17 protein-coding genes and 1 pseudogene are annotated in these 23389 nt (G+C 68.7%); 11 read left to right on the top strand and 7 right to left on the bottom strand.

All coding sequences use genetic code 11. The annotated features are described in order from the left end of the window. Positions 1-468 precede the first annotated feature (468 nt). The 3 genes from NRP21_RS23230 to NRP21_RS23220 form a co-directional block, all read right to left on the bottom strand. Positions 469-927, bottom strand: coding sequence for a helix-turn-helix domain-containing protein (locus NRP21_RS23230; RefSeq protein WP_257718627.1), 459 nt, complete (start codon positions 925-927; stop codon positions 469-471). A 1334-nt stretch (positions 928-2261) separates the two neighbouring features. Then, on the bottom strand, positions 2262-2672 hold the full coding sequence (locus NRP21_RS23225; protein WP_257718626.1) for a DUF2000 domain-containing protein: 411 nt from the start codon (positions 2670-2672) through the stop codon (positions 2262-2264). 30 nt (positions 2673-2702) lie between these two features. After that, positions 2703-3578: an AraC family transcriptional regulator gene (locus tag NRP21_RS23220; RefSeq protein ID WP_257718625.1), complete on the bottom strand. Its 876-nt coding sequence runs from the start codon at positions 3576-3578 to the stop codon at positions 2703-2705. A 2933-nt stretch (positions 3579-6511) separates the two neighbouring features. Here NRP21_RS23220 and NRP21_RS23215 point away from each other — a divergent pair. Next, on the top strand, positions 6512-7510 hold the full coding sequence (locus tag NRP21_RS23215; RefSeq protein WP_257718624.1) for a hypothetical protein: 999 nt from the start codon (positions 6512-6514) through the stop codon (positions 7508-7510). 283 nt (positions 7511-7793) lie between these two features. Here the strand turns inward: NRP21_RS23215 and NRP21_RS23210 are convergent, their stop codons facing one another. Then, on the bottom strand, positions 7794-9182 hold the full coding sequence (locus NRP21_RS23210; protein ID WP_257718623.1) for a CoA transferase: 1389 nt from the start codon (positions 9180-9182) through the stop codon (positions 7794-7796). A 55-nt stretch (positions 9183-9237) separates the two neighbouring features. Here NRP21_RS23210 and NRP21_RS23205 point away from each other — a divergent pair, with 55 nt between their 5' ends. Next, on the top strand, positions 9238-10395 hold the full coding sequence (locus tag NRP21_RS23205; RefSeq protein ID WP_257718622.1) for a citrate/2-methylcitrate synthase: 1158 nt from the start codon (positions 9238-9240) through the stop codon (positions 10393-10395). Between the two features lie 213 nt (positions 10396-10608). Here the strand turns inward: NRP21_RS23205 and NRP21_RS23200 are convergent, their stop codons facing one another. Beyond that, complete coding sequence (locus tag NRP21_RS23200; RefSeq protein ID WP_257718621.1) at positions 10609-11058, bottom strand: mannitol dehydrogenase family protein; 450 nt, start codon at positions 11056-11058, stop codon at positions 10609-10611. Positions 11059-11257: 199 nt separating this feature from the next. Here NRP21_RS23200 and NRP21_RS23195 point away from each other — a divergent pair, with 199 nt between their 5' ends. Further along, the gene (locus NRP21_RS23195; protein ID WP_257718620.1) at positions 11258-13297 is read left to right on the top strand and encodes a D-(-)-3-hydroxybutyrate oligomer hydrolase; all 2040 of its coding nucleotides are present in this window, start codon (positions 11258-11260) and stop codon (positions 13295-13297) included. An 80-nt stretch (positions 13298-13377) separates the two neighbouring features. Then, positions 13378-15024 carry a tannase/feruloyl esterase family alpha/beta hydrolase gene (locus NRP21_RS23190; RefSeq protein ID WP_257718619.1) on the top strand — a complete coding sequence of 549 codons (1647 nt, stop codon included), beginning with the start codon at positions 13378-13380 and terminating at the stop codon, positions 15022-15024. Between the two features lie 342 nt (positions 15025-15366). Here the strand turns inward: NRP21_RS23190 and NRP21_RS23185 are convergent, their stop codons facing one another. Further along, positions 15367-16299, bottom strand: coding sequence for a LysR family transcriptional regulator (locus NRP21_RS23185; RefSeq protein ID WP_257718618.1), 933 nt, complete (start codon positions 16297-16299; stop codon positions 15367-15369). 88 nt (positions 16300-16387) lie between these two features. Here NRP21_RS23185 and NRP21_RS23180 point away from each other — a divergent pair, with 88 nt between their 5' ends. From NRP21_RS23180 to NRP21_RS23160, 5 genes and pseudogenes are all read left to right on the top strand, one after another. Continuing rightward, complete coding sequence (locus NRP21_RS23180) at positions 16388-17557, top strand: mandelate racemase/muconate lactonizing enzyme family protein (protein WP_257718617.1); 1170 nt, start codon at positions 16388-16390, stop codon at positions 17555-17557. Positions 17558-17585: 28 nt separating this feature from the next. Beyond that, complete coding sequence (locus tag NRP21_RS23175; RefSeq protein ID WP_257718616.1) at positions 17586-18572, top strand: Bug family tripartite tricarboxylate transporter substrate binding protein; 987 nt, start codon at positions 17586-17588, stop codon at positions 18570-18572. A 7-nt stretch (positions 18573-18579) separates the two neighbouring features. Then, positions 18580-19242 (top strand): HD domain-containing protein, encoded by a 663-nt coding sequence (locus NRP21_RS23170; RefSeq protein ID WP_257718615.1) that lies wholly within the window; start codon positions 18580-18582, stop codon positions 19240-19242. A 31-nt stretch (positions 19243-19273) separates the two neighbouring features. After that, positions 19274-20242: a Bug family tripartite tricarboxylate transporter substrate binding protein gene (locus tag NRP21_RS23165; RefSeq protein WP_257718614.1), complete on the top strand. Its 969-nt coding sequence runs from the start codon at positions 19274-19276 to the stop codon at positions 20240-20242. Between the two features lie 57 nt (positions 20243-20299). Beyond that, positions 20300-20947, top strand: a pseudogene (locus tag NRP21_RS23160) (integrase core domain-containing protein); the annotation flags it as partial. 54 nt (positions 20948-21001) lie between these two features. Here NRP21_RS23160 and NRP21_RS23155 read toward each other — a convergent pair. Beyond that, positions 21002-21922, bottom strand: a complete 921-nt coding sequence (locus NRP21_RS23155; protein ID WP_257718613.1) for a LysR family transcriptional regulator — start codon at positions 21920-21922, stop codon at positions 21002-21004. A gap of 121 nt (positions 21923-22043) precedes the next feature. Between NRP21_RS23155 and NRP21_RS23150 the strand changes: the two genes are divergently transcribed. Beyond that, positions 22044-22994 carry a ketopantoate reductase family protein gene (locus tag NRP21_RS23150; RefSeq protein WP_257718612.1) on the top strand — a complete coding sequence of 317 codons (951 nt, stop codon included), beginning with the start codon at positions 22044-22046 and terminating at the stop codon, positions 22992-22994. Continuing rightward, complete coding sequence (locus tag NRP21_RS23145; RefSeq protein ID WP_257718611.1) at positions 22991-23377, top strand: VOC family protein; 387 nt, start codon at positions 22991-22993, stop codon at positions 23375-23377. Before NRP21_RS23150 ends, NRP21_RS23145 begins: the two co-directional genes overlap by 4 nt. Positions 23378-23389 lie beyond the last annotated feature (12 nt).

Below are 23389 nucleotides of genomic sequence, written 5' to 3'. Positions count from 1 at the left end.
GGGCCATCACCAGCAACTGCGCCAGGCGTTGGTGCCTGAGAGACACGACCGCGCTTCCGCCTGAATGGCTGGAGACGTATATGCGATCGCCCCATACCCAACTTGTTTCCGGTGCCTGTTTTCCCTGGCATCGGCATGAGCACTCGGGAAGAGTGCCGGCTGAGGTTGCCAACACCGTCCGCCTTTCCCACGAGTTCGTTGAACAGTCGCAGAAGCTACTAGCCGAGACGGAGCGTCATGTCTGGCCGAAGGATACGGCCACTGCAGCCCTGCCGTGAATTGCATCCTCCGTGCAAGCGCTCGTAGGCGCGAGATGGGCTTCGCCCGCGCTGTCATCTCCCCAAATCCTGCCCCAGCACCTCCACCACAACGATCGGGCCAGTCTCCGCCGCCGCCAGCATGGCGCAGTCCAGTGCTTGGGCCGTGGCGTGCCGGGGCGGCGGTGAATACGCCGCCTCGCGCTGCTGCTTATCCAGCCATCATCCTGGCTACCGCGATCAACGCGCTACGCCGCTTCGGATCGGTGATCGTGCAGAAGACCTGAAGCAACTCGGCGATGTCGTCGCCGGCGCTGGCCGGCAGCGCCACTGCGGGCGGTGTCGGAACATCCTGGCTGGAGCCCGCCGCGATCAGCACGTCTGGCCGAATGTCCAGAGCATTCGCGATCGTGATCAGGCGGCTGGCCGCGATACGGGTGGTCCCCATCTCGTAGCGATGCAATTGAGCCCCGGTCACGCCCACTACCCTCGCCAGCTCCTTTTGCGTCCTCCCCTGCGAACGGCGGAGTTCCCGGATTTCGCGCCCCACGGCAATGTCGGACGACATAGGGGAACGCGGGGCACCGGCGGTCTGAGCGCGGTGCTGCTGGAGTTCCAGGCTGCCCGTCAGCTTGGCCGCGCGATCTTCCTGCTCAGCGATCCGGGCCAAGATCCTCGTCCCAGAAGAGCTGGGCAGGCCAACCGCGTCCGATATAAGTGCTGCGCCAGACTTGCTGGGGAAAAAATTCATAGACTGGGCCCACTCTCAATTCATGGACGCTACTGGAAAATCAGACAGCGACAATTTTCTTGTGCTGCACATTCGCATTTAGTGCCAAGCAACAGATGGTGATCTGTGCAAATTTCTAGATACCTGGTTACAAAGTGTTGACGAATGATACGAAACGCCGTGTGGCTTCGGCCTGGGTCTCTGTAACAAGATGCGCCTACCCGAAATCCCATTCCAAAGTAGGCAGTTTGGGCAAGCCGCTCGCCAACAACTGACGCGGGAGCCGATCGGTTTGAAGTCTGTCGTGTGCAGGCGGCCCCGGAGATAGGGCCAGTGATCCGGTCCCCCTAAGGTCGCTCACCTTACGAGCAGCCCGCCGCTACTCAGCCTGCATGGCCAAGGCCTCCGACGCCATCACTCCGGCCTCCAGCGTCAGCCGCGCTGTCTCCTCTGCGGCCCGGTCGCGGATGTGCCGCTTCACAGCCCCCTGAACCCCGAGCACCTCCGCCTTTTTGGAGACCCAGCCGCAGTTCCTCCCACAGCCTCTCCGGGTAGGTATCGAACTGGTCGTGGAAAATGTGCAGTTCCACCTGCGCTACCTCTGCTGAGGTGGCGCCCAGCTCATCGTGGATGGTCAGCAGCCGGTTCCGAAACGCTTCCAGCAGCTTCGCTGCCAACTCCGGCTCCCGCAGTTCAAGGTACGCGTCCAAGCGATCCACCAGCACACAGCCTGCCTCACGCCCCATCCGAAACGCGGTTCAGCGCTGACGCCGCGCCCAGAATCATTCCAGCACCGCGGCGCCTTTTGTTTGTTGCCGGCAGGAAACGTGCGAGCGCGCCTTCGAAACGGTCCACGATGCCATGGATTCCGTCGGGGCAATGCTGTCGTTGGCCGTCGTCGCGCGGGCGAGCCTGGGAGAGGGGAGCCGCCCCGAACGCAAGAAGCCCCATGGCCTCGGGCTGAGGTCTTGGGGCTTTGTGGGCCTGTCAGGATGGAGGGGCAGGGGGATGCCACAGCCTTCGGCCTCCTGGACCGGGCCCGGAGCCGGAGCCGGGTGAGCTGCGCGAGGGCCGCCGCCTGGAAGCTGCGGATTTCGTGCATCTGCTCGAAGCGGATGAGGTAGCCGGCCCCGCCGCAAAACTCCGGAAAATCCTACGCCAAACGGCTAAAATCCTCCACGCTGACCCGGGCTGATCCCCTTAACCGTGCCAGCCCCGAGAAGCGGCTGTTAGGGGGCGAGCCGTCCTTGGCTGCATTCGGCCTGGGACGGGCTCTAAGAATGCAGGACGGCGCCTTTCGTAGCCTTGTCTACATCCTTCTTGGGGCCGCGAATGGCGAGGCCAACGAGTTCCGGCGCGTCCGGCGGTTCGGCCCTAAAAGCATCGCGGTTCGCCACGTCGTGCCCGGTCGAGAACATGGCCCGGACGTAGACGGCACGCGTCAAGTTGCGGTCGATTGCTTGCTTGAAGGCACGCTGAAGCACCTCAGGGCCAGCCGCGAAGATCAACATCGGCTGGCCTAGCATGCGGGCATGTTGACGGCCCGCCGCATCCTCGTATGGCTCCCCCATCGCTTCAGGCGCGGCCGCGGCGATCCCGGTGGCCAGGAACGCGGTCACGTTGAGCTTCTGCCAGACGGCGAGATCGTCCAGCACCAGAATGGCCACCTTCGTATCGAACAGCATGTCGCCTGCTTCGCGGGTTGAGCGGGCATATCAGGCATTCCCGGCTACCCTGTCTGGAACGCCCGTGCACAAAGCGCGGTAGGCGGCGGGGGTAAGGCCGTAGGCACGGCGAAACCGGCGGCCAAGATGGCTCTGATCCGCGAATCCGCATGCCGCGGCGACATCTGCCGGCCGCTCCCCACTGGCCAGGAGGTGGCGCGCCCTCAAGAGACGGATCTGCACGAGGTAGGCGTGAGGCGAGGTGCCGTAGGCTGCTCGGAACGAGCGGGCGAGGTGGAAGCGGTCCGAGGCGCCGGCCGATCGCGCCAGGGCATCCGCGCCGGGGTTCGCCGTAAGGCCGTCGTGCAGGTACTCCCTTGCACGACGCGCCACCCGGTCGTCACGACGCACCGCCGTGGTCCGCACCGGGCGACTGAGATGGGGACGGAGCCGTTGCAGCACCGCGTCCAGCGCAGCGTCGCTCGCCAGCCGCTCGCCCCGCTGAAACAAGGCGGCGCTGGCGGAGTGAATGGCGACCCCAAGGGCTGGATCGTCGTGGAGGCAGGTCGCGAAGCCAGGATCGCCGCCACCTACATCGGCCAGTCCGCTCCGTAACCAGCGCTGGGGCAGGTACAGCATTCGGTAAGCGAAGCCGCCCGGCGCCCCGGCCTGCCCGTCATGGGCCTCGTCGGGCTCAATCAGGATGATCCGCCCGGCGGTGCTTCGCTGGCGGGCACCGCGGCAGAAGAAGTCCTGCACCCCGCGCTCCGTGACGCCGACCAGCCAGTCGTCGTGACGATGGGAGTCGTAAGCATGGGCGGCAAAGCGGGCCCGGACCGCCTCCACCCCGGTCCCCTCGTCGCGCACCATATGCACCTGATCGGGCGGCTCAAGCCTCGGGGAGGTCGCGCTGGGTATCTTGGTCATTACGCCGGTCATGTGACGGTGCAGAATAGCCGAGTTCCCGCCGGTCGATGGTGCCCATCGACATCCGACGTGGGCACCAGGCGACCTCGGCCTTGCGCCGACCGGGCGATCACGTCCTCTGTGGACGGCTTCCGCGTTGCAAGTAAGCTTTGAAGGTTCGGCGTGTTGGTCGGGTGCAATCTTCTGCTCGGCCTATTGGTGCAGTCGGCAGGGGACTGCTGGCCCTGACGGAGTCCGCGAACCGGGCCCCATGCTGCTCTGCAGGTTATCAAGCCTTGGACGTAACACGGGCTGTCCCCGTTCCCGGTCTGACCGGTCTCGCCATCACCTCGCGTCGGTCCCCGCAACTTTCTGAAGCTGATCCGTTCAGCTAGCCCCCGGAGCTCTGGGCCGTCAGCGTAGAGGCGTGGGATTTCTGGTAGACCTTACCACGCGTCATGACCGCCCAGACGATCCGGGCCATCTTGTCCACCATGACGACTGTGGCCAAGCACACGGGCCTTCGTGCGAGCAGGTCGGCCAAGTGTTCCCTCCACCACGTGCCAGGCCGGATCTGGAGACATCCAGACCGTCAGGTCACCACGCGCGACCAGAGCCCGGTCGAACTCCCGCCAGTTCCGCGTCCGGTACCGATGCCGCAGCCGACCACCAGCCGCTCCACCCTCGACCATGTCTCCCTCCAGCGCTGAGTACTGCAACAACGCCCCTATCACCGACACTTCGCCCGGACCTCCGGCCGAGGTTCTTGGATGGAGTTGTAGGCGAGCGATCAGTCCTGCGAGTGGGTGACCCAGCGGTCGCGTTCCATGGCGCTGGAGATTGTTCCCGACGAGAGCCATTCTGGCACCGGCCGGCGGGCGTCCGTGCCCGCGCCCGTAGCCAACAGCCTACCCTGCCACGAGATTACTGCACCTGGACCATGCGACAGGCACGACCCGGCCGACAACTCGCTGGGACAATGAGCGCACCCTCCGGCGATGTACCGCCAGTGCGCTGCGGGTAGGGCCAAGCACTACGAGGCCCTGTACAGTCGTGGGAAGCGGCATCTGGCGCGGCCGAGGGCAAAGGTAGGTCTCACCTCGCATGGGTGCTTGGGCAAGCTCGGCCACCTTGCACGGCAACTCTTCTCTGGATCCGGCAGTGATCGGCTGCGGCCGACTTGGCACAGCTCGGGCTCGAGAAGAACTGGGAATCGAGGGGTCGGTTTCTGAGCGATAGGTGCGTTCCCAGATGCCCCAGGTGCATTAAAGCTGCAGGGGCAGATGGCCCCGTGCCCTGGGAAGCAGGCCTTAGGGAATAGGCGGTTCCGACCAGGGACGGGCCTGCCGGCCCGGACACCGGGCCTCACGGCGGAGTGGGCTGGAAAACGCGGAATCCAGGGGTCGGTCTGGAGCACTGGGCCCGCTGAGAGCGGACATGCTCCTCCACGCCGGCAGGATGAAGCCGAAGGGGAGGCTGGACCAGGGGCCGGAGCGTGGTAGCCCGCGCGAGCTCGGGGAGCTTAAAACGCGGAATCGAGAGGTCGCTTCGAGCACTCGCTCACCTCTGCTGCTCCACCCCAGTGGAGACGTGCGCCAGCGCACCCGATTAAACATGGTCCAAGGCGCCAGGTTTGTATTGCTTCAGTTCGACCCGCGTTTGCTCGGTCCGGATCTCTGGGCGGTTCCTTCGTCTCGTCGTCGAGACCTCTCGGCGTAAGTGGTGAGTCTCGGCGGGCGGAAGCCGGTGCAGCTCCGTGCGAAGGCGTCCAGGGCAGGTCGGAATGCAGGGGTCGCTTTCAGACCCAGCGCCTACTGCAGGCAGTCCTGATCAAGCTCTAGGAGGGAGCGAAGCTTCCCGAGAGGCTGCCCGGAGGGGTGGGGCGCCAACCGCGGGCCAGGCGCAGGTGTCCGCACTACGAGGGATGGCAGCCAGCTTAGGAGGCCCGGAATGCACGGGTCGTTTTGGGAAGCTTGGGGCGCCCAGCGAACCTCAGGGCGTCCACTGAGGCCGGCGATGCTGCCGGACCCGAGGCATGGGACGATACTGGTCAGAGGGCGCCGGATCATCGAGAGTACGACCTTCGGCGCACGGAATTGACGGGTCGCTTTCAGCAGCGGTGCTGGCTACCAGGGCACCCGGACTACACCCGTTACTCGGCGTCAGCGTGTCCATGCCGTCGCAGCGGGCGAGGAAGGACCTGCCAACTCTCGCCTGCCGGTGTCTGGGACGGGGGGCGGTCGGGCGGTACCACTCCGGGAAACAAGAAGGCCGCCAAGCCGGTATCGCGGAACGCTCAGCGACAAGTGGGGCTTCGCTGTGGAAGCGGGCAGTCCGAGGCCTCTTCGATGGAGTACCTTGCTCCTGCCCCACGCAAACGGCTTGCCTCTATGCCCTCGTGGATCCCATGCCTGAGCGCGATGCATCGTCGCCCCCCACACGGGCCGAGCTGTGCCTGGAGCTCTCGGCAGCCAGTCTCCCGAGGCCTCGGTGTGTTCCCGGCGAAGGCTGCTGGCCTCGACGCTAAAGCTTGGCGCTCGGCGCCTCCGGTCTGCTCAGCTCGTCGATGGGGGGCAGCAAGAGCTATCCACAGCCCAACGTCCATAAGAATCAGTAGACATCAGTGATTCGTCAGTACGCGATTTCAGTTGAGCTTTCATCGACTTGCGGCCGATTCCCGACCCCTTCACTCCCGGCAGCGACCCTTCCCCTCCCGAATCCCAACCTTACCCTCCCGATTTCGACCCCTCGCCTCCGGATCCAGCGGCAGTTATCCACAGGCGCGGTGGCAGCAAGACCCCTCGCGTTGCTTTCGCCAGCCCGGCCGTTTCCGACCCCTTCGCTACGAGGCTCAGGGCGGTCGACCCGGTGCTGTTGCTGCTGCGACTCCAGGGAAACCGACCCTTCCATTCCGCAAGGTTGAGAATCGCGGGAGGAGAAGCCTAAATCCCCGCATGGCTAAGACGCCCACTGCTCCCGTTGTAGGTGAGCTCGACGCGAAGGAGGCTGCGCGGCTTGCGCGGTTCGAGCGGACCAAGGCCAATCGCCGGGGGCGGAGGGCCCCTGCCGTCCTGCCCGCGAAGCTCACACGCACAAGCGCGTTCGCGCCGCGCCGCAAGGGCCTTGTCACGGACAGCAATTTCGTCCGCGTCTACGCCGTGAGGCCGCACTCCGTGATCGAGGTCCGGGGCAGGGAGCTCGGCTCGCAGCACCGCGATGCCATCGTCGCCCTCTTCAGGACACGCGCCGCGCGCTTCGAGATTCGCAACCCGGAGTGGCGGGAGGCGGCTGACTTTCGTGTGCCCCAGAGAGTCGTCTACTACGAGACCTCGACGACCTGGCGCGCGCTCCTCCAGGCGACAGGCCGCACTGCGCACGTCAACAATCTTGCGACGCTCTTGCGCTCCCTCGAGGAGCTGCGCGCCGTGTCGTTCCGTGTCTACGCGGGGAGTTTCGAGCAGTACGAGGCCGGCGTGAAGCGCGGCAGACTTCCCAGCGCCGGGTTCTCCGACACGCTGATCTCGCGGATTAGCTGGGAGGGCGTGGGTCTCGATGGCCGGGTGACCGTGCGCTACGGCGAGTGGCTGAAGGACGTGTTCGAGTCGAAGAGCCTCGTGTCCCTCGACGCCGACGTCTACTTCAAGCTTCGCTCCGACTACGCCAAGGCGCTCTGGCCCTATATCGACGGTAAGCCCAGCCACAGCTGGATCGACGCTCCGGACGCGGTGGCGCTCTGCGGCGAGGACTACGCGGCGGTGACCACAAGGCGGCGCCTCAAGCTCAGGGAGGAGCTCCGACAAGCCTTCGACGACCTCGTCACAGCCGGCGGACTTGCCTCGTGGAGCTGCGAGGCGATCGGACAGGGGCGCGGGAAGACCTATCGTTATCGCTACGTCCACGCGAAGCCCAGGCAGGGCGAGCTCATCCTGCAGAGCACGGCATCCGAGCCCTGACCATGCGACGGCTCGTTCCTCGCGAGCCGGCAGTCGCCGGTGCTGGCCCGGGACAGGGGTGCTGACAGTGTCGGTCATCGTGGCTTCGGCCGGTAGGGCAGAGCTCTGCTTCAGCCTCGGGGGCTCGGCGCCTCCGGGAACTCGGAGAGGCGAGCATGGCATAGAACGCGCCGTTCTCGGCCGCTTCTGACCCTGGGCGGACTCCCATCGCCATCCAGTTCATGACTGACAGATCACAGAAGGCATCGCCGACGTCACCCATCGGTTGAGGGGTGGGCTGGGTTCACTCGACCATCCCGCCATCCCAGGAGGCCTCCGCCGAGCCCAGCTTCGAGGCGGGGCAGTTCCAGTGCAGTGGCGTACCACCGACAAGCAGGGGCGAGCGCAAGCGCAGGGCGGGTCCCCAGGCCGTTTCCTCCGTCTCAGGGGCGAAATCCTCGTCCCGCCGCCCGGTGGAGTCCGAACCCTGGGCAAGGCCAGCGACCGCGGTCAGCGTGCAGGCGGTGCGCGCGAGAGAGAGACGGGCGGTGAGGGCACGGCCGTTCCGAAGCCGGGCGGTCAGGCCGCGCAGGGCGGCGGCGCCCATGAGGTAGCCCGTGGCGTGATCGAGCGCCTGAGCGGGGAGAGGCACGGGCTGGCTCGTGCCCTTCCAGACCATACCTGCTGCGGCGATGCCGGATGACATCTGCACGAGGCTGTCAAAGCCGCGCCGGCCGGCCCAGGGACCTGTCCAACCATAGGCACAAAGCGATACGTCGATGAGCCCGGGATTGATCCGCCGCCGCTCTGCCGCGCCGAGGCCGAGCGCGTCGAGCGCGCCCGGGCGGTAGCCGTGCACGAGGATGTGGGCTCCGGCGAGCAGGGCCTCGAAACGCCGCCTGTCTTCCGCCTGGCGCAGGTCAAGTCTCGCGCAGCGCTTGCCAGGAGTGACATCGGGCGCGAGGGAGGGCTCCTCCCAGCCCGGCGGGTCGATCCGCAGGACGGCGGCCCCCAACCCGGCGAGGAAGCGCGTAGCGACAGGGCCGGCGAGGATGCGGGTGAGGTCGAGGACGCGGATGCCCGCCAGCGGCCGGGTGGGATCGGGGCGCCAGGAGAGGGGCGGAGCAGTCGTCTCCTCCAACGCGATCAGCGGCTCGGCGCGGACGGCCTGTCCCTGGGGGTGGGCCTGCCAAGCCAGCATGTCCCGCATGGTGGCGGCGCAGCCACCGGCGCGCAGGACGGCGGCCTCCAGATCGTCGGCAGCGAGGCGAGAGACGGCGGCAGCGACGGCTTCCCGTTCCCCGGCGCAGCCAAGCACGGAGAGGGCCGCCTCGCGGTGGTGTGAGGCGTTGGTATGGAGCCGGATCCACCCGTCGGCGGCGCGGTAATCACCGGCGATGGGATCCCAAGGGGCGGGGATGTTCCAGCCCTGCGGACGCAGGGAGGAGAGGAACCAAGCGGATGCCAGGTGCCGATCCACTGCGACGGGCAGGGCCGGGCCGTCGGCGCCCAGTAGGTCGGACACGGCGATGCCCGCCGCACCGATCGCGGCCGCGGCGAGGTCCGTGACGAGGAAGCAGGAGGGCAAGCTCTCCTCGCCTGCGAGGGTCAGCCGGTCTGCGAGGATCGTGGGCAGGGACAGGGAAGCCACCGCCTCAGAAAGGATGGCGCGGAGAGGTGAAGAAGAGGACATGTCGGGCGTTCCCATAGCCGGGCCACGCTGCGGGCCCTCTCGCCGCCGATCAATCTTGATACACCTCGTCAACATGCAGGAATGGCTCGACCGCGCCGACGCGCTCCGTGTTCTCGGCGTGAAGGCGCAGACCCTCTACGCCTATGTCAGCCGCGGGATGATCGAAGCTAGGCGCGATCCCGGGGGGCGGCACAGCCTCTACCGGTCCGAGGACGTGGCGGCCCTGACCGGAAAGCGGCAGCGTAGCCGCAAGCCCTCGATGATCGCCGAGGGCTCCATGGCGTGGGGCGAGCCGTCGGTCACGACCACGATCTGCACCGTCGATCGGGGGCGCCTGATCTACCGCGGGGCCGATGCCGTGGCCCTGTCGCGGGATGCCACGCTGGAAGAGATCGCGGACCTGCTCTGGGAGAGTAGCGACGGAGGCACCTTCGACGTTCCCTCCCTTACCCCCACCACACCCTTCCTGGCACTGGCCGCCTTGATGCCGGGCAGCGAGGCCTCGGCAGGCCGGGTCAGGGAGCTGCTGTGCCGTGACGCACGTGTTGCCGTCTCGCACCTCGCCGCCGCATGCGGCGTGCCGCCGGGCACGGCAGCACTGCACGAGGGTCTGGCCCACCTGTGGTCGCTGGACGCGGGGCAGGCCGACCTGGTCCGGCAGGCGCTCGTCCTCCTGGCCGACCACGAACTGAACGCCTCGACCTTCGCGACCCGCGTCGCTGCGTCCACGGGCGCACCCATCGCGGCCTGCATGTTGGCTGGCCTCAGCGCCCTCTCGGGCCCAAGGCACGGCGGCGCCTCCACTGCATTGCTGCGGCTGATCGACGAGGCCGCCCGCGCCGGGCCGCGGGAGGCCGTGCAGAGAAGGCTGGACCGCGACGGCTTCCTTCCGGGCTTCGGACACCCGCTCTACCCGAACGGGGACGTCCGTGCATTGGCCTTGATTGGGCGGCAGCCCCTCGACCCGCTGATGAGAGAGTTGCAGGACTGCGCCCTGGACGCGACCGGAACCCTGCCCAACATCGACTTCGCACTGACGGTCCTGGCCCGTGCGGCGGGCCTGCCGCGGAACGCCCCTTTCACGGTTTTCCTGCTTGGCCGGAGCGTTGGCTGGGCGGCGCACGCCATGGAGCAGGCGCGCCACGAACGGCTGATCCGGCCACGTGCCCGGTACGAGGGACGCAAGCTTCCAGATGCAGGCCAGCCCTCGTGAAGTCTCTTTGGCCTGGGTCGTGGCCCGCCATCGGCGCAGCCGCCTCCTTTACAGCCGCTTGGGATGGCATATCCGCTTTCTGGAAGTCGACAACGCCAGGCAACCTGCCGGGACCTGCGCTAAGCGGAAGGGCGAAGCTGGCCGGAAGCAGTAAGACCGTGCTCAGGGCAGCGCTTCAAAGTGCGGTCGCTCATGGACGAACGTTCAGCCGATCTAGCCAGCGCTGCTCCTAGGAAGCCGCATCGGACGTGACCACCACCCCTTCCGCGCAGAGGACGTCGAGCACCCGCCGCCCCACCCCGAGGCGCCGGCATCCCCCTTCGTCATCAATACTCGGGCCATCCCAGCGTTGGTGGTGCTTCCCCTAACTCGGGGCACCTCTACCATCAGCGCAGCCATGTACGCGCTCAGCTTCGGGTCCGCCACGGTCTCGTGCACGTAGGTGTAGCCAATCAGCCGGCCGAGGGCCGCGATCGCCAGGTGGCTACCGTTCAGCAGCCGCAGCTTCATCATCTGATAGGGCGCTACATCCGGCACGAACTGCGCGCCCACCCGTTCCCACTGCGGGCGGCCGGAAACGAAATCGTCCTCGATCACCCACCGGGTGAAGCCCTCGCAGAAGACCGGCCAGCGGTCCCCGACATGGGCGCAAAGCTGCAGCAAGAGATGGTCGCCGCTGACCGTAGATCAGCGCGCTGCACTGGAATGCCATGAGCGAGTGCATTCTCATAGAGTGTACTTATGAAAGCCATCAGGAACTTTCGATTGCCTGATGGCTCGTTCCATGCGGGACTTCGCACGGCCAGCGGCTGCCTGCCGCGGTAAGACGCCCATAAGGGTGCGCGGGGGTGAGGAAGCGCTGATGAGCCCTGTAAAGTTCGTGAGATTCTTGCTGCTGGCTGGTGCGGCGCTGGTGCCAGTCGGCCCGGCTGTGGCCGAGGTGGCGCCGCGCCCCGAATGGCTCCGCGTGGAGAGCCACCGCGCGGTGGACGGCCGCTCGGACGATCTCGTGACGGCGGGTCTGGGTGTCGCGCGCCTCCTCTCGGGCCCCGCACCCGGCTACGCCGACCCGCGCGCCCCGACCATGGATGAGCTCCGCCGCGCTTCCATGTTCCGCCGGGGCGATCCGGGCTTCGGCTTCGGGCGTCTCTTCGGGCCGAACGTGGACACCTCCACGGGCCAGGTGATGGAGGACGACGGGCGGATCGCGGGTGAGGAGTTCCTCGCCTTCGCGGACGATTCGACGGGGCGCGGATCGCGCAACGTGGCCATGCTGCTTCAGGTACCGCGGGACCTGTCGCGGGAACGGAACTGCATCCTCGCTGTGCCGGTGAACGGCTCCTCGGCGCTGTTCCGCGACATTGTCGATTTCGGCTTCTGGGGCCTGCGGCGAGGCTGCGCCGTCGTCTACACGGACAAGGGCGCGGGCAATGGCGTCCACGACCTCGAGAGCGACACCGTACACCGGATCAACGGCACGCGCACCACGGCCGCCGGAGCGGGTGAGCACGCGCAGTTCGCGGCGGAGCTGACGCCGGAGGCACGGCAGCGATTGCTGGCCGAGGCACCGCACCGGATCGCCTTCAAGCACGCCCATTCCCGCCGCAACGCCGAGGCGGGCTGGGGGCAGGACGTGCTCCGGTCCATCCGCTTCGCCTTCTGGCAACTGAACGAGCGCGCTGGAGCGGAGCGGTTCACCCGCGCTAACACCCTGGTCATCGTGGCCGGGAACTCGAACGGCGGCGGTGCGGCCCTTTACGCCGGGGAGGCTGATGATGGGGGACTGGTGGACGCGGTTCTCGCGGGCGAGCCCCAGGTGCAGGTCCGGCCCGACGACCGCACGGTGGTAACCTATCTCGGGCGGGAGCGGCGCAATCCTGGCAGGACGCTGCTGGACTACTTCACCTTCGGCAACCTGTACCTGCCCTGTGCCGTGCTCGCGCTGCCGGAGGACGCCCCCGCCCGCGCCGGGATCACGCGCGCCGCCGATCGCTGCGCCTCACTGCGCGAGAAGGGGCTGCTGGAGGCAAACGACACGGCGGCGCAGGCGCGGGAGGCGCTGGAGCGGGTCTACGCCTACGGCTACGACCGGGCGGTCGAGATCCTGCACGCCCACAACTACTCCGTCGTGCCCGATGCGACCGCCGCGAAGTATGTCTCCGCCCATGGCCGCTTCGGGGTGGAGGACCGCATCTGCGGCTTCAGCTTTGCCGCGGTGAACGCGGAGGGGCGCCCGGTCTCCGCTCCGCCCGAAGTGCTGGCCCAGAGCTTTGCCACCGCCCCGGGCGGGGCGCCCTTCGGTCCGGTGGACATCGTGAACGACCACGACCCGACCGGCCCACGGCGGAACGGCATGTCCGCCTCGCCCTCGACCGGGCGCCAGGACTACAACCTCGACGGCGCGCTCTGCCTGCGGGAGATGGCGGTCGGGAGCAGCCCGGAGGCGCGGCGGGTCCAGGCAGGCATCGCCGAGTTCCTCGCGGACGGGAACCTGCGCGCTCGCCCGGTGATCATCGTGCACGGCCGGATGGACGACCGCGTGCCGGTGGCCTTCTCCTCACGGCCCTACCTCGCGCTCAACAGCCTCGCCGAAGGCGACCGCGGCAACCTCCGCTACTGGGAGGTCGAGAATGCCGAGCATTTCGGCCTGTCCGGGCCGGGCTTCGACACCCGCTTCATTCCCCTGAACCTCTACCTGCTGCGAGGGCTGGACGCACTCTGGGCGCATCTGACCACCCGCGCGTCGCTGCCGCCCAGCCAGGTTGTGCGGACCGTGCCCCGCGGCGGCAGCGTTGGTTCGGCACCGCCTCTCCAAGCCTCGGCGGTGCCGCCGCCCGCTTTGGAGCCCGCGGCCGCGGACCGGATCGCTGTCAGCGCGGGCCGCGTAGCGATCCCGGACTGATCGAATGGCCGCCTCGCGGCGGAGCCGCGGCCGGCATCCAATGGCAAGCGGGCCGGGGCGCCCGCAGGGAGGACGAGCCGATGAGGCGTCACTGGACCAGGGCCGCAGCGGCTGCACTGCCTGCGCTCGCCTTGCTGGCAGTCCTGCCGAAGCAGGCCCGCGGGGCCGATTGCGCCGCGCTCGCCTCCCTGGCGCTGCCGCAGGCGAAGGTGGAAGCCGCCGAGGAGGTCGCCGCTGGCAGCTACAAGCCGCCGACAGGCCCTGCCCAGGCATCCCTCCCGGCCTTCTGCCGCGTCCAGGGCGTCGTCACGCCGGTGCCGGGCTCGCGGATCGGCTTTGAGCTCTGGATGCCGAAGGAGGGCTGGAACGGCCGCCTGCAGATGTTCGGCAATGGCGGCTACAGCTCCGCCATCTCCTATGGCGAGATGGCCGGCCTTCTGCGGCGCGGCTACGCCACGCTCGGCACCGATACCGGACACCAGGGCGACGATCCCGCCTTCGCCGAGGGGCGCCCGGAGGCGATCGTGGACTGGGGCCAGCGCGCGGTGCACGAATCCGTTGTCCGGGCCAAGCAGGTCGTCGCGGGCTTCTATGGTCTGCCCGCCCGACACACCTTCTTCGCGGGCTGCTCGACCGGCGGGCACCAAGCCATGAGCTCGGCCCAGCGCTACCCGGAGGATTTCGACGGCATCATCGCCGGGGCCTCGGGCGGCAACCGCACCCATCTGAATGCGGGCTTCCTATGGCAGTATTTGCGGAACCATCGCACCGGCGACGACGCCGCCCAGATCATCCCTGCCGTAAAGCTGCGCCTGGTTGGCGACGCCGTGCTGGCGGCCTGCCGGCCCGCCAACGGCGCCCGCGGCGGCGGCCATCCTGGCGACACCTGGCTGAACGACCCGCTGGCCTGCGGCTTCGACCCGGCGAGTCTGCGCTGCACCGGGGTGGACGCCGCGAGCTGCCTGACGGACCCGCAGGTGGACGCCCTCCGCTCCATGTATGACGGCCCGCGGAACCCGCGCACCGGCGAGCTGATCCACTTGCCTTTCCCGCGTGGCAGCGAGAGCAGCGGCGGTCCGCCGAACCTGCCGGGCTGGAGCCTCTACTGGGCGGATCCGGGCAATGCCGGGGCACCCGCCCGGGTGAACTACTGGCGCCACTGGGCAGGGTTCGGCGCGGGCTGGAACTGGTGGCGCTTCGACTTCGACCGCGACATGGCCGCCGTCAACGAGCGCCTCGCGCCCGTCATCAACGCGGTGAATCCGGACCTCTCGGCCTTCCGGCAGCGCGGCGGCAAGCTCATCGCCTATCACGGCATGTCTGACCCCGTAGTGCCCTTCGCGGAATCCATCGCCTACCACGAGCGCGTGGTGGCGGCGCGGGAGGGAGAGCCGGCGGTAGCGAGGCGCGAGGTGGGCTCCTTCTACCGGCTCTTCCTGGTGCCGGGGATGGAGCACTGCCGCGCCGGTCCCGGCGCTAACCAGCCCGAGCTCCAGGCCGCGCTGGAGCGCTGGGTGGATGAGGGAACGGCGCCCGACGCGATCCTGACGCATAACCGCGAGGGCAACCGCCCGGATGGCGCGGTGCGCTTCAGCCGCCCGCTCTGCGCCTATCCGCAGCGGGCGATCCACGACGGGGCAGGGGACCCGTCCCGGGCGGAGAGCTACCGCTGCGCCGAGTTCCCCCTGATGTCCCTGCCGGCGATCGGGGCGTCCTACCAGCGGTAGCGGCCAGCTTTGCGTCCCGGATCGGACCGGCGCCAGATCGGTGGAACGGGTTCGTCGGCGCGTGACCCGCGCCGGCGGCAGAGACCGGGAGGGGAGGATGCGACGGTCGGAGTGGGCCGGATCAGGTTTGCGCTGCTCGCGGCCGTGATGCTGGCCGGGAGTGGTCAGTCTGCTTGTGGGCGAACTCTGCCGCAGAGCGGACAGGGTAACCCCTGTCCGCCCAATCATCTCAGAGAGCGGACGAGCGTTGATGCAGACTGTCGTCCACCGCTACCGCGTAAACGTTTGCTGATTCGGGAGGCCCAGGCCGATCGGGGGTGGTGGACCGCCGGGCAAGCCACGTCAGATCCGATCCGCACGGGACCGGCTGATTCGCCTGGAACGGTCGATCCTCACGGGATCCTGATCCAGCGCGCCGATGAAGTCCTGCGCCAGCCTTGAGGCCGGGCGCAGGCGGGCGGTGACCAGGCGGGCGGTGCTGAGGAGGGTTGGCCGGAAGGGACGGCTGACCAAGTCGTCGGCCCGCGCGCCCATCAGCCCGAAGCCGTCCATCAGCGCGACGCCCACACCAGCCCGGACGAGGGCGCAGGCTGCATGGGTGTGGGACACCTCGACCGCGATGCGGAAAGGCACGTTTCGCTCCGCGAAGGCGCGGGCCAGCTGCTCGCTCAGCACCAGGTTGCGGCTCGGGCAGATGAGCGGGTACTCGGCCAGCGCCTCCGGCCCGATGCTGCGCTGGCCCGCCAGGGGATGATCCGGCGGCATCACGCAGGCCAGCCCCGTGCTCTGCAGGTCCTGCACGACCAGCGCCTCGTGGCCCACCGGTCCGATGATGAAGCCGAGATCGTCCCGATGGGATGCGATGCGCTGGATGATCTCGTGGGCGCTGAAGGTCTGGAGGGTGATGGCGCTCTCCGGCCGCTTCTCCCGAAAGCGCCGGATTGCGGCCGGCAGGATGGAGCTCGCGAGCGAGGGGATGGCGGCGATGGCGAGAATGCCGGCCCGCCCCTCCCGTAACTCCCCGGCCAGGCGCTGCACGAGTTCGATCGCGGTGAAGGCGCCGAGCGCGCCGGGAAACATGACCTGGGCCTCCGCCGTCGGCCGCAGGCGTCGGCGCTCCCGCACGAAGAGGGCGAAGCCGAGCCGTGCCTCGGCCTTCTGCAGCATCCGCGTGACGGCGGGCTGGGAGATATTCAACGCCGCCGCGGCCGCGGTGACGCTGCCGAGCTCCATGACGCGGCGGAAGACCTCCATCTCCCGCAGGTCAAAGGTCATAACCACCGGACATGATCTCTGCGCATATCGGCATTTGCGCACATCATCCCCGGCGCGACAAACTGCCCCGCCGGGCCGCCGAGAGCCCGTGCGGGGACGGAGGGACGTTGCGTTGAAGGTGGTGGAGATCCGCGCCTACCTGCTGGGCTTCGCGCCCGAGCCCGCCATCGGCAACGCGTCGCGCATGATCCGCCGGCGGGACTTCCTGCTGCTGGAACTGGTGGCCGATACCGGCGCGCGCGGCTGGGGGGAGGTCTTCGCATCGCCGGCCGCGGCCGCCGCCCTGGTCCGCACGCGGCTCGCGCCGATCGTCCTTGGCGCCTCGCCGCACCACCATGGCCGGCTCTACGACCGGATGCTCGGCACGCTCGGCTACGACCGCCGGGGGCCGGGGATGATGGCGATCTCGGCCGTGGACATGGCGTTGCACGACCTGGCCGCGCAGGACCGCGGTCTCAGTGTGGCGGAGGCCCTCGGCGGCGCGCTGCGGGCGCGGCTGCCCGCCTATGCCAGCGCGCCCTTCATCACCACGGACGCTGCCGAGCCCTACGGCCACTACGGGGCCGAGATCGACAGGATTCTCCGCCGCAACTTCCGCGCTCTCAAGCCGCGCGCCGGCGTCTCACCCCGGGCGGATGGGATCATGGCGATGGCGGTGCGCCGGCAGGTCGGGCCGGATGTTTCGGTGATGGTGGACATCAACCAGGGCTATACCGCCCGCGCGGCAATCGAATCCGCGCGTCGTATGGAGGAGGCAGGACTCCTCTGGATGGAGGAGCCGGTCGGGCCCGAGGACGTGGCGGGCTACGCCGCGGTCTCTGCTGCCGTACCGGTCGCGGTCGCGGGCGGGGAGGCACTGGCGAGCCTCGCGGCTTTCCGAGACTTCCTGGCTGCGGGCGCGATGTCCGTGCTGCAGCCGGACCTCACCGTCTGCGGCGGCTACACGGGCTTCCTTCGCATTGCGGCGCTCGCCGCGGCCCACGACGTGCCGGTCATGCCGCACGTCTTCGGGACGGTGGTGAACATGCGCGCGGCGCTGCAGGCCGCGGCGCTCGTCACCCCGCGCCGCGGCGCGCCGGGCGAGTACCCGTGGATCGAGTACGACGCCTCCGCCAATCCGCTGCTGGAGGTCGCGGGGACGCTTCCTGTGGGGGCTGACGGCACCATGGCCGTGCCCGACGCGCCCGGGACAGGGCTGGACCTGCAGGGTGAGCGGCTGGCGCCCTGGACCGGCGAGACCTGGCGCCTGGCCGCCTGAGCGCGTGGCCCTGAACGGAGGAAACGACATGCAGAAGCTGACCCGCCGATCTGCCCTCGGCGCGCTCGCCCTGGCCGCGCCCGCCCTCGCGCTGCCCCGTGCCGGCCGCGCCGCCGCCTGGCCAGAGCGTCCCGTCACCCTCGTCGTGCCCTTCCCGCCGGGCGGCAGCAACGACGTGGTGACGCGGATGGTGGCCCAGCCCCTCTCCCACGCGCTGGGCCAGCCCTTCGTCGTGGACAATCGCCCCGGCGCCAACGGCAACATCGGTGCGGCGCAGGTCGCCCGCGCGGCGCCGGACGGCTACACCGTGCTCGTCTCCGGCAACGGCCAGAACGCGATGAACCACGGGCTGTACCGCAACATGCCCTATGATTCCCGCACGGGTTTCACCCATGTCGCGCAGCTCGCCTCCCTGCCGAACGCCCTGGTCGTCGCCGAGGGCTTCCCGGCCCGCACGCTGGCGGACCTGATCCGCATGGCGAAGGAGAAGCCGGGCGACATCACCTTCGCCAGCCCGGGCAGCGGCTCCTCCGGCCATCTTGCCATGGCGATGCTGATGCGCGCGGCGGGTATCGAGATGCTGCACATTCCCTACCGTGGCGCCGCGCCCGCCATCACGGACGTCATCGCGGGGCAAGTGCCGATGGTGATGATCAACGTGGACATTCCCCTGCCGCACGTGCGCGCCGGCCGCCTGCGCGTGCTCGCCGTGACGAGCGAGGCGCGCAGCCCACTCTACCCGGAGGCGCCGACGATCGCCGAGAGCGGTTACCCCGGCTTCTCCGCGACTGGCTGGCTCGGCCTCTCCCTTCCGGCCGGCGCGCCGCCCGATATCGTGGCCCGCTTGCACGACGCAGCTGCCAAAGCGCTGCAGGATCCGGGGATCCGGGATCGCTTCGCGGCCAGCGGATACATCCCCGGCGAGGGCTCCTCCGCCGACTACGCCCGCTTTATCGATTCCGAGATCACCAAGTGGGGGAGCGTGACGCGCGACCTCAACCTCGTGCTGGAGTAGGCGCGCCATGAACTTTCTCGACCGCCGCCCGCGCCGCGAGATCACCGACGCAATGCGAGCGCAGGTGATGGAGGACCTGCCCGAGCTGGCGCAGGTCGTGAACGAGGAGCTGCGGCGGAAATGCGTGGAGGTCTGGTGCCTCTCCCTGGCCGAGAGCAGCTTCGCCCGCGTTTCCGACATCCCCGGCGAGTCCAACCCCGGCCAGTTCGCCCTGCGGCGCGGCGACCAGGCCACGCATCTGCGCGGCGTGACCCGGATCGCCCTCTCCATCGCCGACGAGTTCGCGGCCATGGACCCCGCCGTGCAGATCGACCGCGACATCGTCATCGCCGGCGGCCTGACGCACGACGTCGGCAAGCCCTGGGAGTTCGACGCGGCCAACCGCGCGCGCTGGACGGGCGATCCCTCCGCCGCGGGTCTGCCCTCGCTTCGGCACCCTGTCTACGGGGCGCATCTCTGCATCACGGCGGGGCTGCCGGAGGAGCTGGCGCACATCGCCCTCGCCCATTCCTTCGAGGGGGAGCACCTGATCCGCAGTTTGGAATGCATCATCGTCCAGCGGGCGGACCACCTCTGGTGGTCGATCGCCGGCGGCTGCGGGCTGCTGCAGCCCTCGGGCGATCCCATCCTTGAGGCCCGGAAGATCGTGCCCCGCCCGCTCCGCGACTGACCTCCCCCGACGTCCAGGAAAGGAAGCCGACATGAGATCGGTCCGCCGCCGCACCGCCCTACTCCTTCCGGCCCTTCTCGCCGCCGCCCCGGCCCGCGCGGATTGGCCGGACCGGCCGGTCCGCATCATCGTGCCCTTCGCACCGGGAGGCAGCTCCGACCTCATCGCGCGGCTGATCGGGACGGAGCTCGGGACGCGGCTGGGCCAGCCCGTGGTGGTGGAGAACCGCGGCGGCGCCAATGGCGCCATCGGCATGGCGGCCGCGGCGCAGGCGCCCGCTGACGGCTACACGCTGGTGGAAGGCCATATCGGCACCCACGCGATCACGCCGGCCATCATGCGCAGCCCCGGCTACGACACGCTGCGCGACTTCACGACTGTCGCTGTCCCCGCCACCTCCTCGTCCGTGCTCGTGGTGCCGCAGGCCAGCCCGGCGCGGGATCTGAAAGGGCTGCTGGACTTGGCGCGCGCCAGGCCGGGCGCGCTGAGCTACGGCTCCCCCGGCGTCGGCTCCCCTTCCCACGTCACCGTCGTCCTGCTCTCGAAGATGACGGGGATCAGCGCGCAGCACGTGCCCTATCGCGGCGGCGGCCCGGCGGTAACGGACCTGGTGAGCGGCACGCTGGACTTCATGTTCGCCGGTCCTTCCGAAGTGATGGGGCAGATCGCGTCCGGCCGGCTTCGCGCCCTGGCCACGACCGGCGAGAGCCGTTCCCCCGGCAGTCCGGACCTGCCGACGGTAGCGGAGGCCGGGGTCCCGGGGTTCCGCTTCACCGTCTGGCATGCGCTCTCAGCCCGTTCAGGCACGCCGCCCGCGCTTCTCGACCGGTTGCGCCAGGAGGTCGCGGCCATTCTTGCGACGGAGACGATCCAGGGTCGCCTCCGCGACGTGGGCCTGGAACGCGGACCTACCGATGCCGTGGCCGGGGACGCCATGCTACGAGCCGAGGTGACGAAATGGGGCACCCTGGTCCATGAGGCCGGCATCCAGGCGGACTGAACCACGTCCGCCCGGGTCGAAATCAGCAGCGGCAAGCAATCGTGGATGTGGCAATTCGGACTGAAGATGCCTGCCCGGCAGCCTAAGCGTGGGCGCTTGTGGCTGAACGAGGGCTCCTGTGTGCGGTTCCGCCCCGAGCGGCCGAAGCATGTCTGGGCTTATGACTTCGTCGAGGGTCGCACCCCGGATGGGCGCAAGTTCCGGATGCTGAACGTGGCCGAACCGAGAGGTTCGCCCGAGGTGGACGAGTTCACCCGCGAGTGCCTGGCCATCCGCGTAGGGCACTAGCTCAAGGCTGCCGACGTCATGGACGTGCTGTCCGATCTGTTCATCCTGCGCGGCGTGCCCGGCCACGTTCGTTCAAACAGCGGGCCCGAGTTCGCCGCGACGGCCGTGAAAGGCTGGATCACTGGCGTGGGTGCCAGGACGACATTCATCGTGCCCGGTAGCCCCTGGGAAAGTGGCTATGTGGAGAGCTTCAACGGCAGGCTGCCCGACGAGCTGCTGAATGTCGAGGTGTTCAACACGTTGGCAGGAGCCAAGGTCCTGATCGAGCATTGGCGACGGCACCACAACACCGTCCGTCTGCGTTCCTCGCTGCGCTACTGCCCGCCGGCACCCGAGGTGCTCCTGGCATCAAGTCCGCCGATTTCCGCTGGCCCACCATCCACCAGCTCAGGCCATGCCGCAGCCATGCTCCACTAAAAATCCGCCCGGACCCCCTCGTGGGGGCTGGTAAGCCGAATTTCGCACCAACCCTCAGGCCGGGCTACGTCCTTGGAAGAGGCCTGCACATTGCCCGCGTAGCCATTTGTTCGCAGCATCCTGATGGTAACGCGCATGCCAGTGTAGCTTCACCGTGAAGCCCACGATGTCCATCGGGCACGGGTAGAGCCGCAGGCCGTTGAGACCGGCCAGTGTCGTCCCGATGTGACGTGGAAGGGTAACGATGAGGTCTGTGGTCGAGAGGATCGCCCCAAGGCCAAGGAAGCCGGGTAGTTCCAGCACCATGCGGCGGGTAATCCGATGATGCTGGAGGGCTTCCTGCTGCAGGGCATGGCCGGTTCCGGAGACAATGCCGACATGACCCTCGGCCGCGAATTCGTGCAACGTCAGCTCCGCGCCAAGCCGCGGATGCCTGCCGTTCGCCAGGCAGACCCAGTCCTGCTCGTAGAGGGCCATCTGGTAAAAGCCTGCCTCGAGTTCCGGGATGAACCCGAGTGCCAAGTCGACTTCCCCTGACTGCAGGCGGTGCCCGGTATCCGGGCCGATCCTGACCACCTCGAGCTGCGCGAGGGGCGCGGCAGCCCGGAGGTGGGCAAGGATCCGGGGCAGCAAGGTGATGTGGCTCGCATCGGTCATGCAGATGCGGAACTGCCGCTTCGTCGTCGCCGGATTGAACGCGGGTTCCGGCGCCGAGACCTGACGTAGTGCTTCCAGCGCAGCTCGCGCCGGACCGGCGAGGGCTTCCGCACGTGGGGTGGGGAGCATCCCCTCCGCAGTCCGCACGAAAAGGGGGTCGTTCAAAGCGCGGCGGAGGTGACCAAGCCAGATGCTGATGGTCGGCTGGCTCTGGCCGAGCTGCTCTGCAGCACGGGTAACACTGCCGCCCTGATAGATCAGCAGAAAGAGCCGAAGCAGCTTCGTGTCGAGTAACGGCTCAAGCTCCTCACCAGCCATGCTAACCCGCACCCAATATTGCCCAGCGTAATAGAGCCTATTGGGGCGTTTGGATACGCAATACAGGGCCGACTTGCCAGGATTGCTCATCAGAACGGCGGATGGCCCGGAGGAGTGAGCCTTGAGGATCTGTGTCCTGGGTGCCGGAGCCCTCGGGAGTGCCCTGGGCGGCGTGCTGGCAGAGGCCGGGGCAGATGTCCGCCTTCTCGGGCGCCCCGTCCATATGGAGGCCGTTGAGCAGAGCGGCCTGACGCTCCGGGACGGTCAGCGTGACCGGAAGGTTCGCCTGCGGGCGCATACGGATCCGGCTGCCGTCGGTCCGGTCGACCTCGTGATCGTACTGGTGAAGTCTTTCCACACCCGAGAGGCCGTGTCGGCGGCCGGAGCGCTGGTTGGCCCGGAAACGACGGTCCTCTCCCTTCAGAACGGGCTGGGGCACGAGGACGTGCTTGCGGAGGTCTTCGGCCGCGACAGGGTCATCGCCGGTAAGACCTATGTCGGCGGCGTGATGCTCGCGCCCGGCCATGTCAGGGTCGGGACGCGCGGCAAGGAGACCCTGATCGGCGAGCTGGACGGCACGGACAGCGCGCGGGTGAGGGGGATCGCCGCCGTCTTCGAAGCCGCCGGCCTTGCCGTCACCGTGAGCCGCAACATCCTCGGCGTGATCTGGGACAAGCTGCTGGTCAATGTCGCGACGGGCGCGCTGAGCGGCATCACGCGCCTTCCCTACGGGCCACTCTACGCCGTGCCGGAGGTGGAGGACTGCGCGGTCTCCGCGGTGGCGGAGGCCATGGCCGTGGCGCGCGCCCACGGCGTTGTCCTGGCGACCCGGGACGCGCGGGAGGCCTGGGTGAAGGCGGCCGAGGGGCTGCCGCCCGAGTTCAAGACATCGATGTTGCAGAGCCTGGAGAAGGGCTCCGCGACCGAGATCGACTTCATCAACGGCGCGGTGGTGCGCTGGGGCGAGCGGAGCGGGGTTCCGACGCCGGTGAACCGGGCCCTGGTAGCCTGCATCAAGGGCATCGAGGCAGGGCTGGGCGGGGACGCCGCCGTCCTGGGAAGGGCCGCATGAGCGCCCCGGCCCGCAGCTATGTCGAGCACGTCGCCATCCGCGTGCGCGACCTGGACTGGCATCTCCGCTTCTTTCGCGAGGCGCTCGGAATGGAGATCCGGGACGTTGACGGGGACTTGGCGTCGCCGCGCCAGGTCTGGCTGCGCGGTGGGCCTCAGCTCGTTGCCGACCCGGAGTTCAAGGGGCCGGAAGGCCGCTTCTACCACCTCGGTGTCATGACGGCCGACCTGGAGGCCTCCATCGCCGCCGCGCAGGGCTGGGGAGTGCGGGAGCTGCCGCAGGGCCGCAACTGGCTGGCCCTGCCGGACGGCCTCGTCGTCGAACTGCTGCAGGCCAGCCCCGGTGCCGTCGAGGCCGCTCTTGCCGTCGATCCCCGTGCCTGAGGAGAGGAAGCT

Source organism: Roseomonas populi, assembly GCF_024594815.1.
GTDB classification, from domain to species: domain Bacteria; phylum Pseudomonadota; class Alphaproteobacteria; order Acetobacterales; family Acetobacteraceae; genus Roseomonas; species Roseomonas populi.
The sequence above is the reverse complement of the archived record's forward strand: the minus strand, read 5'-3'. Positions and strand labels throughout refer to the sequence as shown.

Coding starts and splice junctions, on each gene's coding strand:
- NRP21_RS23190 (WP_257718619.1), top strand. CDS start 13,378: ATGAGGCGTCACTGGACCAGGGCCGCAGCGGCTGCACTGCCTGCGCTC.
- NRP21_RS23185 (WP_257718618.1), bottom strand. CDS start 16,299: ATGACCTTTGACCTGCGGGAGATGGAGGTCTTCCGCCGCGTCATGGAG.
- NRP21_RS23210 (WP_257718623.1), bottom strand. CDS start 9,182: ATGTCCTCTTCTTCACCTCTCCGCGCCATCCTTTCTGAGGCGGTGGCT.
- NRP21_RS23155 (WP_257718613.1), bottom strand. CDS start 21,922: ATGGCTGGTGAGGAGCTTGAGCCGTTACTCGACACGAAGCTGCTTCGG.
- NRP21_RS23215 (WP_257718624.1), top strand. CDS start 6,512: ATGGCTAAGACGCCCACTGCTCCCGTTGTAGGTGAGCTCGACGCGAAG.
- NRP21_RS23220 (WP_257718625.1), bottom strand. CDS start 3,578: ATGACCAAGATACCCAGCGCGACCTCCCCGAGGCTTGAGCCGCCCGAT.
- NRP21_RS23195 (WP_257718620.1), top strand. CDS start 11,258: ATGAGCCCTGTAAAGTTCGTGAGATTCTTGCTGCTGGCTGGTGCGGCG.
- NRP21_RS23175 (WP_257718616.1), top strand. CDS start 17,586: ATGCAGAAGCTGACCCGCCGATCTGCCCTCGGCGCGCTCGCCCTGGCC.
- NRP21_RS23170 (WP_257718615.1), top strand. CDS start 18,580: ATGAACTTTCTCGACCGCCGCCCGCGCCGCGAGATCACCGACGCAATG.
- NRP21_RS23145 (WP_257718611.1), top strand. CDS start 22,991: ATGAGCGCCCCGGCCCGCAGCTATGTCGAGCACGTCGCCATCCGCGTG.
- NRP21_RS23225 (WP_257718626.1), bottom strand. CDS start 2,672: ATGCTGTTCGATACGAAGGTGGCCATTCTGGTGCTGGACGATCTCGCC.
- NRP21_RS23165 (WP_257718614.1), top strand. CDS start 19,274: ATGAGATCGGTCCGCCGCCGCACCGCCCTACTCCTTCCGGCCCTTCTC.